The 13969-nt window shown below is 65.8% G+C and carries 14 protein-coding genes; 2 read left to right on the plus strand and 12 right to left on the minus strand.

The window, feature by feature from the left end; all coding sequences use genetic code 11:
- Window positions 1-212: 212 nt before the first annotated feature.
- The 11 genes from ACCQ01_RS19985 to rpe form a co-directional block, all read right to left on the minus strand.
- Entirely contained in the window at window positions 213-929 is a 717-nt protein-coding gene (locus ACCQ01_RS19985; RefSeq protein WP_014509211.1) for a haloacid dehalogenase-like hydrolase, read from the minus strand.
- Window positions 922-1719: an indole-3-glycerol phosphate synthase TrpC gene (trpC, locus tag ACCQ01_RS19990; protein WP_115556899.1), complete on the minus strand. Its 798-nt coding sequence runs from the start codon at window positions 1717-1719 to the stop codon at window positions 922-924. The genes ACCQ01_RS19985 and trpC overlap by 8 nt, the downstream gene beginning before the upstream one ends.
- Window positions 1720-1842: 123 nt before the next feature.
- A complete protein-coding gene (gene trpD / locus ACCQ01_RS19995) occupies window positions 1843-2880 on the minus strand; it encodes an anthranilate phosphoribosyltransferase (RefSeq protein WP_076037336.1) in 1038 nt (345 codons plus the stop codon).
- A 124-nt stretch (window positions 2881-3004) separates the two neighbouring features.
- Window positions 3005-3637 carry a flavin reductase family protein gene (locus ACCQ01_RS20000; protein WP_042597311.1) on the minus strand — a complete coding sequence of 211 codons (633 nt, stop codon included), beginning with the start codon at window positions 3635-3637 and terminating at the stop codon, window positions 3005-3007.
- Between the two features lie 129 nt (window positions 3638-3766).
- Window positions 3767-4345 carry an anthranilate synthase component II gene (locus ACCQ01_RS20005; protein ID WP_040940494.1) on the minus strand — a complete coding sequence of 193 codons (579 nt, stop codon included), beginning with the start codon at window positions 4343-4345 and terminating at the stop codon, window positions 3767-3769.
- 10 nt (window positions 4346-4355) lie between these two features.
- A complete protein-coding gene (locus ACCQ01_RS20010; protein WP_228433120.1) occupies window positions 4356-5144 on the minus strand; it encodes an SIMPL domain-containing protein in 789 nt (262 codons plus the stop codon).
- An 18-nt stretch (window positions 5145-5162) separates the two neighbouring features.
- On the minus strand, window positions 5163-6239 hold the full coding sequence (locus ACCQ01_RS20015) for a threonine aldolase family protein (RefSeq protein ID WP_228433109.1): 1077 nt from the start codon (window positions 6237-6239) through the stop codon (window positions 5163-5165).
- The gene (trpE, locus tag ACCQ01_RS20020) at window positions 6239-7714 is read right to left on the minus strand and encodes an anthranilate synthase component I (RefSeq protein ID WP_011035712.1); all 1476 of its coding nucleotides are present in this window, start codon (window positions 7712-7714) and stop codon (window positions 6239-6241) included. Before trpE ends, ACCQ01_RS20015 begins: the two co-directional genes overlap by 1 nt.
- A 468-nt stretch (window positions 7715-8182) precedes the next feature.
- A complete protein-coding gene (yegS, locus tag ACCQ01_RS20025; protein ID WP_228433108.1) occupies window positions 8183-9112 on the minus strand; it encodes a lipid kinase YegS in 930 nt (309 codons plus the stop codon).
- A 389-nt stretch (window positions 9113-9501) separates the two neighbouring features.
- Window positions 9502-9993, minus strand: a complete 492-nt coding sequence (locus ACCQ01_RS20030) for a GNAT family N-acetyltransferase (protein ID WP_042597322.1) — start codon at window positions 9991-9993, stop codon at window positions 9502-9504.
- Window positions 9990-10691 carry a ribulose-phosphate 3-epimerase gene (gene rpe, locus ACCQ01_RS20035; protein WP_016945174.1) on the minus strand — a complete coding sequence of 234 codons (702 nt, stop codon included), beginning with the start codon at window positions 10689-10691 and terminating at the stop codon, window positions 9990-9992. The genes ACCQ01_RS20030 and rpe overlap by 4 nt, the downstream gene beginning before the upstream one ends.
- A 279-nt stretch (window positions 10692-10970) precedes the next feature.
- On the opposite strand from rpe, the gene ACCQ01_RS20040 reads away from it, so the two are divergent.
- Window positions 10971-11810 carry an outer membrane protein gene (locus tag ACCQ01_RS20040; RefSeq protein WP_103700922.1) on the plus strand — a complete coding sequence of 280 codons (840 nt, stop codon included), beginning with the start codon at window positions 10971-10973 and terminating at the stop codon, window positions 11808-11810.
- 403 nt (window positions 11811-12213) lie between these two features.
- Here the strand turns inward: ACCQ01_RS20040 and ACCQ01_RS20045 are convergent, their stop codons facing one another.
- A complete protein-coding gene (locus ACCQ01_RS20045; RefSeq protein WP_011035707.1) occupies window positions 12214-12543 on the minus strand; it encodes a J domain-containing protein in 330 nt (109 codons plus the stop codon).
- Window positions 12544-12878: 335 nt separating this feature from the next.
- Between ACCQ01_RS20045 and ACCQ01_RS20050 the strand changes: the two genes are divergently transcribed.
- On the plus strand, window positions 12879-13805 hold the full coding sequence (locus tag ACCQ01_RS20050; protein ID WP_161962832.1) for a phosphoribosylaminoimidazolesuccinocarboxamide synthase: 927 nt from the start codon (window positions 12879-12881) through the stop codon (window positions 13803-13805).
- Window positions 13806-13969: the final 164 nt, after the last annotated feature.

The following is a 13969-nucleotide window of genomic DNA, read 5'->3' on the forward strand; positions in this document are numbered from 1 at the left end:
CCAGTCCACAGATCACAACATTGCTTTGCAGGACCTGTGGGTGATGTACGGCAGCTACTGCGCATCGATTGCGTCACAGTTGTTGCGTTATCCGCGTACAGCAGTTCGACAGTGATCCACGCCATCGAACGCGGGCGAGATCACCGAATGACCGCAGCGACGCTTTCTATAGTGATCACCAAGCGCGTACGGGCTGCCGGTGATCGGCGCGGCTAGAGCGCCTTGCCACCGCGATCGCGACAGCCCCAGTTGAGAATCGGAGTACCGACGGGCAGCACCTGGCGGAACAGGCTCTCGCGATTGGCCTTGGGGTTGACCACGACCGGTGCGCGCGCAGCCTTGAGCAACGGCAGATCCGCGGTGCTGTCCGAATAGGCAATAGCGATATCGGCATAGCCGCGTTCGCGCAGCATGCGCATCTTTTCTTCGTTGTGGCAGTGCCGGCGTGCGGTCACTGCACCCAGGCGCGGGCCCACCAAGGTGCCGATCACCGGCACGTCCTGATGCGCAACGAAGCCCAGGATTGCGCGTGCCAACTCCGGCGGCGCACCAGTCGCCACGACAACCCGATCGCCTGCGGCGCGGTGTTCGGTGAAGACCTTCAATGCATGCGGCAGCAGCCGCTGCCGGATCTGCGCTTCATGCTTGAGCACGTAGGCGTCGATGAAGCGATTGAACTCGCGTGCACGGTGCAGGCCGAAGGTGGCGATCCAGACATAGCCGGACACGCCGCGCCGACGCGTGGGCAGCATCGCCACCATGGGCCCCAGGATCGGCGAGGCCAACAGCGCCACCAGCAGGCGCAACGGGTTGCGGCGGATCAGCCAGGCAAACAGATGGCTGCCGGAATCGCCGTCGTACAGGGTGTGATCGAAGTCGAAGACCACCAGCGGTGCGTCCTCGCGCGGGGCGGGATACGACTCAGTCATGCGCAAAGAATAGCTGACGCAGTGCTTCGCCGGGTTCGGGCGCGCGCATGAAGGTCTCGCCGACCAGAAACGCGTTCACGCCATTGCTGCGCATCAACTGCACGTCGGATGCGGTGACGATGCCGCTTTCGGTGACCAGGACGCGATCACGCGGCACAGCTGCGCGCATGTCCAGAGTGGTCTGCAACGACACTTCGAAGGTGCGCAGATTGCGGTTGTTGATGCCCACCAGCGGCACCGGCACCTGCACCGCACGCTCGAGCTCGTCGATATCGTGCACTTCCACCAGCACATCCAGGCCCAACTGCATCGCCAGACCGGACAGGTCGGCCAGTTGCTGGTCCTCCAGCGCCGAGACGATCAGCAGGATGCAGTCGGCACCCAGCACGCGCGCCTCGTAGACCTGGTACGGATCGATGGTGAAATCCTTGCGCAGCACCGGCAAGGTGCAGGCCTCGCGTGCCTGCTGCAGATACGCATCGGAGCCCTGGAAGAAATCCACGTCGGTCAGCACCGACAGGCAGCTGGCACCACCGAACTCGTAGCTGACCGCGATGTCGGCCGGGCGGAAGTCGGGCCGGATCACGCCCTTGGACGGGCTGGCCTTCTTCACTTCGGCAATCACGGCTGGCTCGCCGGCCGCAATGCTGGCCTTCATGGCGGCGGCAAATCCGCGGGTGAGCGGCAGGTCTGCGCTACGCGCGACCAGCTCGGCCAGCGGCACGCGTGCACTGCGCTCGGCGATTTCGTCGGCCTTGCGGGCAAGGATGGTGTTGAGAATATCGCTCATCGTTTCGGGTCCTGGCGGGCGGGCATTATCGGTCAAGATCATGGCGGCGACCTGACCAGGGCGCGCTGCGCAGCATGCCAGCGCCGCCGTGAGGGTGTCGGCCAGCGTGGCCGGACACGGGAATCAGCCTTGTGCGGCGGCCTGCTGGGTGAAGGCGACATAGGCGTCCAGACGGGCACGTGCCGAGCCATCGGCGAGCACCTGGCGGGCGCGCACGATGCCATCGGCGATGCTGTCGGCCACGCCGGCCACGTACAGCGCCGCGCCAGCGTTCAGCGCCACGATGTCCAGCGCCGGGCCGGGCACGTTGTCGAGCACCTGCAACAGCATCGCGCGCGACTCGGCGGCATCGGCCACCTTGAGATTGCGGCTGGCCGACATGGCAATGCCGAAATCCTCCGGATGCACTTCGTATTCGTGCACCTGCCCGTCGCGCAACTCGCCAACCAGGGTGCCGGCACCCAGCGAGAGTTCGTCCATGCCATCGCGGCCCCACACCACCAGCGCGCGCTCGGCACCCAGCTCCTGCAGCACGCGCGCCTGGATGCCCACCAGATCCGGATGGAACACGCCCATCAAGATGTTCGGCGAACCGGCGGGATTGGTCAGCGGGCCGAGAATATTGAAGATGGTGCGCACGCCCATCTCGCGGCGCACCGGTGCCACCACTTTCATCGCCGGGTGATGCACGGGCGCGTACATGAAACCGATGCCGGTCTGTGCCAGCGATGCGGCGACTTGCTCGGGTTGCAGCTCGATCACCGCGCCCAACGCCTCCAGCGCATCGGCGCTGCCGGATTTGGACGATACGCTGCGGTTACCGTGTTTTGCGACTTTTGCGCCGCCGGCAGCGGCCACGAACATGGCGCAGGTTGAAATGTTGAAGGTGTGCGAACCGTCGCCGCCGGTGCCGACGATATCGACCATGTGGCGGCGATCGGTGACCTCCACGCGGCGCGAGAACTCGCGCATCACCGTGGCCGCGCCGGCGATCTCGCCAATGGTTTCCTTCTTGACCCGCAAGCCGGTCAGGATGGCCGAGACCATGGCATCGGACACCTCGCCGCGCATGATCTGCCGCATCAGATCGACCATTTCGTCATGGAAGATCTCGCGGTGCTCGATGGTGCGTTGCAGGGCTTGTTGTGGGGTGATGGGCATGGAACCAACCGTGGAGTAAGAAGAAAGACATCAGGCGATGCGCGCAGTGTGCGGGGCCAGCGTGACCGAGCAAGCCCCGTGCGTAAGCCTGCGTGCGCAGGACCGAATCAGTACCGCCCGCTGGTCACTGCCCCGGGCGCCGCATGCGAAAGCGCGCCTGCGCCTGCACTTCGAAATAATCGGCCGGGCCACCGGCGCGCAGGATGGTGTGCACAGCAGCCGGATCGTAAATGCCATCGCTCAGCGCCGCGTGCGCCAGATGCACGCCGACCACTTCGCCCAGCACCAGCCAGGTCTGGATGGGCTGCCCATCGGCAGCCTGCAACGGAATCAACTGGCTAAGCCGGCACTCGAAGCTCACCGGGCTGGCCGCCACCCGCGGCACGTCGATCAGCCGCGACGGCGCGGCCTGCAGGCCGGCCAACTCGAACTCGTCAACCTCCTGCGGCACCAACGCGGCGCTGGCATTCATCGCCTCGGCCAACGGGCGCGTGGCCAGGTTCCAGGTGAACACCCCGGTGGCCTCGATGTTGCGCACGCTGTCCTTCCAGCCAATGCTTGCGAAGCCGACGATTGGTGGGGTGTAGTTGAAGGCGTTGAAGAAACTGTACGGCGCCAGGTTGACGATGCCCTCGGCGCTGCGCGAGCCGATCCAGCCGATCGGCCGCGGGCCGACGATCGCATTGAACGGATCGTGCGGCAGCCCGTGGCCTTGCGCGGGTTCGTAGAAATGGAAGGTGTCGCTGGGCGGGTTCATCGTGGTCCAGGGCATTGCGGTGCTAGTGCGGGAAATGGATGCGTTGGCGCCGCGATGGGATGGGAAGTGCTATGCGTTGCGGCGCGCATGTGTGCTGTGCTGCATGCGCGTTGGCGCAGGCAGCGACGCTCAGCGCTCCAGGAAATTCTTCAGCAACGCATGGCCGTGCTGGGTGAGGATCGACTCCGGATGGAACTGCACGCCTTCGACCGGGAACTGGCGATGGCGCAGGCCCATGATCTCTTCCATCGAGCCGTCCGGATTTTCGGTCCACGCGGTGACTTCCAGGTCTGGCGGCAAGGTGGTCTTGTCTACCACCAACGAGTGGTAGCGCGTGGCCTGGTAGCTATCCGGCAGCCCGGCAAACACGCCCTTGCCTTCATGGCGGATCGGCGAGGTCTTGCCATGCATGATGTTGCCGGCGCGAATGACATCGCCGCCGTAGACCTGGCCAATGCTCTGGTGACCCAGGCAGACACCGAGAATCGGCGTGGTCTGGCCCAGTTGCTCGATCAGCTGCAGCGAGATGCCAGCCTCGTTCGGCGTGCACGGCCCCGGCGAAATCACGATGCGCTCGGGTTTGAGCGCAGCGATCTGATCGACGCGCATTGCATCGTTACGCACCACCGTCACCTCGGCACCCAGGGCCTGCAGGTACTGCACGAGGTTGTAGGTGAAGCTGTCGTAGTTATCGAGCATCAGCAGCATAGCAAGGGACTCATTGCGCGATCAGGAAGACCGCATAGATATTTTCGGTGTAGGTGATGGTGCCGGTCAGCAGACTTTCGCCCAGACCCTGCGCACCCGCACCTGGAGCAGGTGGCGGCGGAGGGGGCGGTGCCGGTGGCGAAGGCGGCGATACTGCCGAGCCGGGCCTGGGCACTGCAGGGGCGGACCAGGTGCCTGCTTCGACACCGTAAGCAAAACTCGGCGCTACATCGGAGATGCTGTAAATCCCGCCCAGTCGAACGCCGTAGGCAGCGGCCAGACCCTGGGCAGATTCGCGTGACTGCGTGGCCGCTTCGCGCTTGAGTGCTGCACGCAAGGCGGCCGCGTCGGCGAATGCTGTCTGCATCGACAGCACCTGGACATTCTCGTTGGCATCCAGCCCGCCGAGGAAGGCGCGCACGTCCTTCAAGGACGTGAAGGTGCCGCGGATCTTGCGCTCCACCTGGGTTCCCTGGAAAGCCAGCTTGCCGTTCTCGTAGCGCGATTGCGGAGAGATCGACAGTGCCGAGGCGTAGAGCGAATCCCTCATGACGTGATTGCGCTGAAGCCCCTGCAAGACCTGTTTGGCGCGCTCCTCAACGAACTGCCGTGCCAGATCTGGCTGCAGGTCGATCTTGCTGATCTTGAGGTCGACGATGAAACGATCCGGATCGACGGTACGAAATGCCTGCCCCTTCACCAGCAAGTGCGGTTGCGAGGGCAGCGTGTTGATCTGTGCCGATGCCATCACGGGCAACATCAGGGCGCCAGCGAGCATCCAACCTACGATTTTTTTCATCGTCATCATCCTTGTGTCCTACAAACGGTCCTGAAATGTGGGGTCTTGCACAAGCGCGGCAACCTCCGCGCACAGACGATCGACTGCGGCGGGCGTCGTGGCCCATGAGGTCACGAAGCGAATCACCAGGCGGCCGTCGCTGCGCGTTTCCCAGCGTTCGAAGTCGTAGCGCTGCGCGATCTGCTCGGCCTGCTGCGCGCTCACGGCAATGAATTGCTGGTTGGTCGGCGAGTTGCTGGTGAATTCGGCGCCGGCGGCCAGCAAGCCGGCACGCAGCCGCTGCGCCATTGCATTGGCATGCGCGGCTAATTCAAAGAACAGCCCCTCTTCGAACAGCGCAGCGAACTGCGCACCCAGCACCATGCCCTTGGCCAGCAGCGCACCGCGTTGCTTGATCAGGTAGCGGAAATCGGCCTGCAGTGCGGGCGTCATGATGACCAACGCTTCGCCGAGCAAGGCGCCATTCTTGGTGCCGCCGATGTAGAACGCATCGGTGAGCGCGGCGATGGTGGGCAGATCCAGATCGTTGCCATGGGCAGTCAATGCCGCGCCCAGGCGCGCGCCATCCAGATACAGCAGCAAGTCGTGCGCGCGGCAGAACTGCGCGAGCGCTTCAAGTTCGGCACGCGTGTAGATGGTGCCGCTCTCGGTGCTGTTGGAGAGATAGACCAGCCGCGGCTGCACCATGTGCTCGTTGCTGTGCACCGCAAGCAGTGGCGCGATCAAGGCAGGCGTCAGCTTGTCGCGCAGCGCGGGCACGGTGAGCACCTTGTGTCCGGTGGCCTCGATCGCGCCGGTTTCGTGCGTGGCGATGTGGCCGGCTTCCACCGCAATCACCGCCTGATGCGGGCGCAAAAATGCGCTGATCGCAATCAGGTTGGTCTGCGTGCCGCCGACCAGCAGATGCACGGCGGCCTGCGGTTGCGCGATGGCAGTGCGAATCAATGCCGCAGCACGTTCGCTATGCCGATCAGTGCCGTAGCCGCCATTTTGCTCGGCACTGGCCTGCGCCAATGCCTGCAAGACGCGCGGATGTGCGCCCTCGCTGTAATCGTTGCGAAAGCTGATGCGTGCAGCGCTGCCATGCCCGTCCATCACAGCCCCTTGGCGGCCTGAGCAACCGCGCGGAACAGGGCGCGGCCCTTGTTCATGGTTTCCTGCCATTCCAGATCGGGGTCGGAGTCGTAGACCACGCCGCCGCCGGCCTGCACATACAGATAGCCGTCCTGGATCACGGCGGTGCGGATCGCAATCGCGGTATCGGCGTCGCCATGCCAGCCGATGTAGCCCACGGCGCCGGAATACACGTTGCGCTTGACCGGCTCCAGCTCGCGGATGATTTCCAGTGCGCGGATCTTCGGTGCGCCACTGACAGTGCCGGCGGGAAATGTCGCGCGCAGCACGTCGCTGTAATTCAGGCCGGCTTTGAGCGTGCCGGTGACTTCGCTGACGATGTGCATGACGTGGCTATAGCGCTCGATCACGAACTGCTCGCCCACCTTGACCGTGCCCGGCTCGGCCACGCGGCCGACATCGTTGCGGCCCAGATCGATCAACATCACATGCTCGGCGCGCTCTTTCGGGTCGGCCAGCAATTCTTCTTCCAGCGCCTTGTCCAGCTCCGGTGTTGCGCCGCGCGGGCGGGTGCCGGCGATGGGACGCACGGTGACCACGCCATCGCGCAGGCGCGCCAGGATTTCCGGCGAGGAGCCGACTACCTGGGTGCCGCCGACATCCAGAAAATACATGTACGGCGAAGGGTTCAACGCACGCAGCGCGCGATACACATCCACCGGGCGCGCGCGGAACGGCACCCGCAGGCGTTGCGACGGCACCACCTGGAAGATGTCGCCCGCGCGTACGTATTCCTGCGCCTTGCGCACCACTGCGTGGTACTCCTCGCGGGTGAACGAGGAATGGAAATCCGATTCGTCGATGGCATCGGAAATTTGCGCCTGCGGATAGCCGGCGCCGCCCTGGCGCAGGCGATGCGCCAGTTCGTCCAGGCGGCGGTTGGCGCGCACATAGGCCTGCGGCTGGCGCGGGTCGGCATGCACGATCAGGTACAGGCGGCCTTTGAGATTGTCGAACACCGCCAGCTCTTCGGAGAGCATCAGCAGGATGTCCGGCGTGCCCAGTTCGTCGGGCTTCTCGCCACTACCCAGGCGCGGTTCGATGTACTGGATGCATTCGAAGCCGAACCAGCCGACCAACCCGCCGGTGAAGCCGGGCAGGCCATCGAGCTGGGGCACCGAGTGCTCGGCGCGCAAGGCGTCGACTTCGGCCAGCGGGTCGGCGACTTCGCGGGTCTCCAGCACTTCGCCGTGTTCGCTGACTTCCAACGTGTGGCCGCGGAAGCTGTACACGCGCCGCGCCGGCAGGCCGATGATGGAATAGCGCCCGAAGCGCTCACCGCCTTCGACCGATTCGAACAGGTAGGTGTAGGCGCCGTCGGCGAGCTTCAGATAGACCGACAGGGGTGTGTCCAGGTCGGACAACACTTCGCGGACAACGGGGATACGGGTGTGGCCTTCAGCGGCCTGGCGCTGGAACTGCTCTGCAGTGATCAAGACGACTTTCCTTCCGGGACTCTGTGGCGGGGCGGACGACGGCAACGGGCCACCATCGCCACCAGCGGCGAGCGGAAGAGAAGGAGCGTGGAGTCGTCAGGCGGGACACGTGGGTACTGTAGCGCAACTGCCGGTTTAGGGCAGCAGGTGCCAAGGCGAAAACTGTGGGAATTGCGAGGGTGGGTTGTGCCAGGTTGGGCGGTGTTGGTTATGGCGTCTCAGGCTGACCGACATCGGCTCCGGATAGCGCGTCCTTGTTGTAGAGCGCGTTTTTCGCACAAGGTGAGACATTGCCGTGCGCCGGTGCAGAGCGAGCTACCTGGTAGCGGCATGTGTGTCGGCAAAGGGACCCTCACCCCAACCCCTCTCCCAAAGGGAGAGGGGCTTACACTGGTGCGTTGGCGGTTGCTTCGCTTGAGCCGCAGTTGCTTCGCTTGAATCCCGATTCCCGATTCCCCATTCCCAGCTTCAAGCGCTCCGCAACGGGCAATCGATCGGCAAATGCATGCGCAGGCGGGCCGCCACGCATTCGACGCGGAAATGCCGCGAGGTCTCCGGTTCGCCATCCAGATTCAAGGTGAGCGGTTGCACGGAGGCGATCTCCAGCCAGGGCAGCCGGGTGCGCACCGCGACCCGTTCGAGCGCGGCCTGCTTGCCGCCGGTGACCAGGGTGCCCAGCGTGGCGGCGACCTCGCCGTTGAGCGCGGGCACGATGGTGACATCGAGCAGGCCGTCGTCGATCAGTGCTTCCGGGCACAGCGCCTGGCCACCGCCGGCCTGGCGCCCGTTGCCCAGGCCCAGTGCGATGAATTCGCCTTCCCAGCTGAAATCCGGGCCGGTGAAGCGGGCACTGATCGGGTCGATCCGCCCCAGCCGCGACATGCCGGTGATCAGGTAGGCCAGCCCGCCGAGCATCTTCTTCAGGCCCTCATCGGTTTCCACGGTGACCTGCGTGCCGAAGCCGCCGCTGGCCACATTGGCGCACCAGTGCGGGCCGTGGTCGGCGTCGATGCGCAGCAGGTCGATGGGCTCGGCCGCACGTTCGGCAATCAGGCCCAGGGCGCCGAGCGGTTCGAGCGGGATCATGGCGGCGGCTGCGAAATCGTTGGCGGTACCCAGCGGCACCAGGCCCAACGATGGCAGCGTGGCGGCGTCGTCCTGGTGGTGTGCCAGTGCGGCGGCCACTTCGCTCAGCGTGCCATCGCCGCCGGCGGCCACCACGGTCTGCACGCCATCGGCGATGGCTTCGGCCACGTAGCGCTCGGCGTCGCCCTCTTCCCAGGTCACGCGTACATCGAGCTGGATGCCGCGCTTGCGCAGCACGCCCACTGCCTCGCGCAGATCCTCGTTGTCGGTGGACTTGCCGTTGAGGATCAGTCGCCAGTGGGACGGGGCCATGCGCGCTGCCGATGGAGGAGGTGTGGTGCGCGCAGGCTAGCAGCGGCGGAATGCGTGGATCGTGAATACGCAGCGCCCGCACCTGTCATCGGCATGTCATCGATGACCCGGAGGATAGAAGGCCATAGCAGGGACGACGGGCGGAGGCAGGATCAGCCTCCAAATTTTCTTGAAGGCCGCTCCATTGGGGCGGCCTTTTTTATGCGTGTTTCGCAGGGGTGGCGAGGTGACGCGCGGTCGCTTGGCCACGGGCCGTATGGTCGAAGCAGGATGCCCTGGGCAGAGCCTGCGCTTCGCGCCCAAGCGGGCGTGAACTGCCAGGCAAGGCTAGAAGCCCGGCCTACGCGCGGTTCGTCCCTTGCCCCGCCGCCTCAGCTGCCTCAGCTGCCTCAGCTGCCTGCAGCAAACGCGGCCAGGCGCTCGCCGTCGAGCCGGTACACGGTCCAGCCCTCCATGGGGCGGGCACCCACGGCCTGGTAGAACTCGATCGCCGGCTGGTTCCAGTCCAGCACCGACCACTCGAAGCGTCCGCAGCCCTTGTCCACCGCCAGCTGCGCCAGATGCCGCAGCAGCGCCAGGCCGGCGCCCTGCCCGCGCGCTTGCGGCCGCACGAACAGGTCTTCCAGATACAGGCCGTTGCGGCCCAGCCAGGTGGAGTAATTGAAGAAATACACCGCGAACCCAAGCACCTGGCCGCCCTGCTCGCAGAGCAGCGCGTGCGCGGTGGCACCGTCGCCGAACAGGCTGGCGCGCAGATCCTCAGGCGTGGCCTTCACCGCGTCGGGCTCGCGCTCGTACACCGCCAGCGCGGTGACCAGTTCGTGCAGCAGCGCCGCATCGGCGGGCGTGGCGGGGCGGATTTGCAGCGGCGCCTGACTCATCGCGCCGCATCCACCGCCGCGCGCATCTGCGCGATGATCTGCGCGTAATCGGGCGCATTGAAGATGGCCGAGCCGGCCACAAAGGTATCCGCACCGGCGGCAGCGATCGCGCCGATGTTGTCGGCCTTGACGCCGCCATCGATCTCCAGGCGGATCGGCTTGCCCAGCGCATCGATCTTGCTGCGGATGGCGCGCAGCTTGTCCAGCGCCGAGGGAATGAAGGCCTGGCCGCCGAACCCGGGATTGACCGACATCACCAGCACCAGATCCAGCTCGGGCAGCACCCAATCGAGAATATCGACCGGCGTGGCCGGGTTGAGTACCAGCCCGGCCTGGCAGCCATGCGACTTGATCAACTGGATGGTGCGGTGCACGTGGCGGCTGGCTTCGGGATGGAAGCTGATGGTGGTGGCACCGGCGTCGGCGAAGTCCGGCACGATGCGGTCCACCGGTTCGACCATCAGGTGCACGTCGATCGGTGCAGTGATGCCGTGCTTGCGCAGCGCCTGGCAGACCATCGGGCCGATGGTCAGGTTGGGCACGTAGTGGTTGTCCATCACGTCGAAGTGCACCCAGTCGGCACCGGCCTTCAGGACGTTGTCCACTTCCTCGCCCAGGCGGGCGAAATCGGCGGACAGGATGGACGGGGCGATCGCCGTCGGTTGCATGGGCAGCTCGGGAAAATGCAGGAGCCCCATTGTCGCAACCGTGGCGCGGCGAGGAAAGCCGAGCGCGGCGGCAGTTGCTCTGCAAACGGGCGTGCTGTGGAACTTCGGGCCGGCTTGGCGTTGGCTGCCGGCGATGGGCGCCTGGCGCAGCCAACACCGGCCGCTTTGCACTCGATCGACCAGAGCCGCTGCCTGGCAGGCCTTCCAAATCCACGACAGCCTCCCAAAACGCGACGATGCGTGCATCCGCAGCGGACGCGAGCGCGTAGGTACTGGACCGGCGCGCCGCGCCAGATGTCAGGAGACCGCATGAAAACCACCCCGCTCGCTTCCGCTGCCCTCGTTCTATTAGCCCTGGCCCCCTCGGCCTGGGCGCAATCCGGCCCCGCTGACTGGTCCGGCTTCTCGTTGGGGGCCAATGTGGGCGGCGCCGACCCGGCCGGCGTGTCCGGCGGCCGTTTCGGCTTCGATACCAACCTGGACGGCCGCGACGGCGACCAGGTCAGCACCGCCACCGGGGCGGATGCGTTTTCGCCGGGCTTCTGCGGTGGCGCCGCGGCCGGGCGCACGCCGGCGAGCGGGTGCAGCAAGGACAAGGGCGGCGCCGAATACGGCGTGCGCGCCGGCTACGACTGGCAGGTGGGCGACTGGGTCTACGGCGTGGTGGCCGAGTACACGCGCAACGACCTGCGCGACAGCGTCAGCGCCTTCAGCACCACACCGGCGCTGTACACGTTTACCCGCCAGCTCAATCGCACCGCCGCGCTGCGCGGGCGCGTGGGCTATGCGTTCGGCGCGCAGGGCGACTACCTCGCCTACGTCACCGCCGGCGTGGCACGCGGCGAGTTCGACCACAGCTTTGCCAGCAGCAACACCGCCAACAGCTTCACTGGCAGCGGTGGCGACAGCGCAAATGGCTACCAGGCCGGGATCGGGCTGCAGCGTCGCTTGAGCGACCATGTCTCGGTGGGCGTGGAATATCTGTTCACCCGCCTGCAGGACGAAGACACCCGCGTGCGCGTCGGCCCAGGCACCGCCCCGGCGACCAACCCGTTCCTGCGCGTGAACCCAGCCGGCACCGACCTGCGCCGCACGGACACGGATTTTTCGTCCAATGCGGTCCGCCTGACCGCCAGCTACCGCTTCTGATCCGGCGAACGGGCCTGGCCTGAGGGCTGGGCCCTGGGTGACATATTCGCCCCGTGTGCGCCCGGGAATCTCTAGGTTCCTGGGCGTTTATGTAAGACCTCGCCGACTGTTGCAGGGTCGGTTCTGGAACGCGCTTCGCCAAGCGATGCGCGCATCGAGTCTCCGTTTAATTTGGCGCGTTCAAGGCCCAGTCGCGGACTGTTCCAAGGCCTGTTCCTACATTCCTGCAGTTCTGGCCCGAGAGAGCCAGGCCCATGGGGGAGGCTGTGCCCGCAATGCGCGGCGTCAGAGGCTGAGGATGGCTCAGCAACGCACACCTGATGTTGGGCAAATGCGATCAGGCAGCCCCGCATTGATCCGATGATCCTGCTGCGGCCCATTGCCCTGCTCCCCGCCAGAAACCTCAGCGCTTGCGCTGCCGCTGGATGCGGTCGTAGGCGGCGTTGATCTGGCTGGCCTTCTTTTCGGCCTGCCGGCGGTCTTCCGGGCTGGCGTTGGCCACCTTGTCGGGGTGGTAGCGCGACATCAGGCGGCGATAGGCCAGGTCGATCTCGGCTTTGGTGGCGTCTGCTTCCAGGCCCAATGCCTCGTACGGGTTCTCTTCGCGGCGCTTGAACCAGCCCGCATCCACCGCATGCCCGATCGCCAGGCCGATCATCACCCCGATCAGCGGCGCCCCGCGGAACAGCAAGGCGCCGGCAAGTGCGCCGAGCAATTTTCCGTACCAGGACATGGGGGCGATCGGCAGCCAAAGAGGCGGGCCGGCGATTTTACCCGAAGCCCTGTGTGGCTTGGCTGTCGATCGGCGTGCGAGGCGCTCATGGGCGAAGTACCGGGTAGGTTTGCGGCGCGCCGCATGCCGGCGGCAGCGTGCCTGACACCCGGGTGCGACCGTCGGCCCTGCCGGTTCGGCCCAGCGGCCATGGCCGCCAGCTGGCAGTGCAACGCCTGCCAGCCACTGCGTGCAGCGGGGCGCCGCGAAGCACCGTACACTACGCGGCCCGCTGCCTACCCGCGGGCCCGCCGGGTCCTGGGGACAGCGTCATTGCGACGTCCTTAGGAGTGCCTGTGTCGACCACGCTGTTGCAATCCGATCTCCCCGGCCTGCCGTTGCGCCACCGTGGCAAGGTCCGCGATGTCTTCGACATTCCCCGCGACCGCCTGCCCGCCGATGCGCCCCCCGGCGACTACCTGTTGATGGTGGCCACCGACCGCCTGTCTGCGTTCGACGTGGTGCTGCCCGACCCGATTCCCGGCAAGGGCGAAATGCTCTGCCAGGTGTCCAACTTCTGGTTCCACAAGACCGAACACCTGATGCCCAACCATCTGGTGGACATCCGCGTCGAGCAGGTGTTGCCCGAGGGCGTGGATCCGGCGCTGTACGCCAAGCGCGCGGTGGTCACGCGCAAGCTCAAGCCGGTGCCGGTGGAAGCGATCGCACGCGGCTATCTGATCGGCAGCGGCTGGAAGGACTATCAGCGCACCGGCAAGATCAGCGGCATCGAATTGCCCGATGGCCTGCGCCAGGCCGAGAAACTGCCCGAGCCGATCTTTACCCCTTCGACCAAGGCTGCGGTCGGCGACCATGACGAGAACATCGACTTCGATGCGATGGTCAAGACCGTCGGCGCCGAGCTGGCCGAGCGCGTGCGCGATGCCACCTTGCGCATCTATCGCTTCGCCGCCGATTTTGCCGCCGAACGCGGCATTTTGCTGGCCGACACCAAGTTCGAGTTCGGCACCGACGCCGATGGCCGCCTGTACATCATGGACGAGATGCTGACCCCGGATTCCTCGCGCTATTGGCCCGCCGACCAGTACGAGCTGGGCACCAGCCCGCCGAGCTACGACAAGCAGTTCGTGCGCGATTATCTGGAGACGCTGGACTGGGGCAAGACCGCACCGGGCCCGAGCCTGCCGGCCGAAGTGATCGAACGCACGCGCGCCAAATACGCCGAGGCATTGCAGAGGTTGGCCAATATTTCGGTTGATTGATGATTTGCCCCCCGATTTAAAGGGGGGTAAAACGTCGCATTACGCTGACGCCGTTGTGACTAAAGCGCTGACATACTCGGCGCGTTTCGAGGCAATCGACTGCCAACTGAGGCGAGGCTGACGGTTGCACGTGAAACTTCATGACGGCCACTGCACACACTCGC

It is taken from the genome of Xanthomonas sp. NCPPB 4037, from assembly GCF_041475695.2.
GTDB classification, from domain to species: domain Bacteria; phylum Pseudomonadota; class Gammaproteobacteria; order Xanthomonadales; family Xanthomonadaceae; genus Xanthomonas; species Xanthomonas campestris.

What these genes read in the sequence shown, in the direction of transcription:
- ACCQ01_RS19985 (WP_014509211.1), bottom strand. Translation starts at nt 929, where the DNA reads ATGACTGAGTCGTATCCCGCCCCGCGCGAGGACGCACCGCTGGTGGTC.
- trpC (WP_115556899.1), bottom strand. Translation starts at nt 1,719, where the DNA reads ATGAGCGATATTCTCAACACCATCCTTGCCCGCAAGGCCGACGAAATC.
- trpD (WP_076037336.1), bottom strand. Translation starts at nt 2,880, where the DNA reads ATGCCCATCACCCCACAACAAGCCCTGCAACGCACCATCGAGCACCGC.
- ACCQ01_RS20000 (WP_042597311.1), bottom strand. Translation starts at nt 3,637, where the DNA reads ATGAACCCGCCCAGCGACACCTTCCATTTCTACGAACCCGCGCAAGGC.
- ACCQ01_RS20005 (WP_040940494.1), bottom strand. Translation starts at nt 4,345, where the DNA reads ATGCTGCTGATGCTCGATAACTACGACAGCTTCACCTACAACCTCGTG.
- ACCQ01_RS20010 (WP_228433120.1), bottom strand. Translation starts at nt 5,144, where the DNA reads ATGAAAAAAATCGTAGGTTGGATGCTCGCTGGCGCCCTGATGTTGCCC.
- ACCQ01_RS20015 (WP_228433109.1), bottom strand. Translation starts at nt 6,239, where the DNA reads ATGGACGGGCATGGCAGCGCTGCACGCATCAGCTTTCGCAACGATTAC.
- yegS (WP_228433108.1), bottom strand. Translation starts at nt 9,112, where the DNA reads ATGGCCCCGTCCCACTGGCGACTGATCCTCAACGGCAAGTCCACCGAC.
- ACCQ01_RS20030 (WP_042597322.1), bottom strand. Translation starts at nt 9,993, where the DNA reads ATGAGTCAGGCGCCGCTGCAAATCCGCCCCGCCACGCCCGCCGATGCG.
- rpe (WP_016945174.1), bottom strand. Translation starts at nt 10,691, where the DNA reads ATGGGGCTCCTGCATTTTCCCGAGCTGCCCATGCAACCGACGGCGATC.
- ACCQ01_RS20040 (WP_103700922.1), top strand. Translation starts at nt 10,971, where the DNA reads ATGAAAACCACCCCGCTCGCTTCCGCTGCCCTCGTTCTATTAGCCCTG.
- ACCQ01_RS20045 (WP_011035707.1), bottom strand. Translation starts at nt 12,543, where the DNA reads ATGTCCTGGTACGGAAAATTGCTCGGCGCACTTGCCGGCGCCTTGCTG.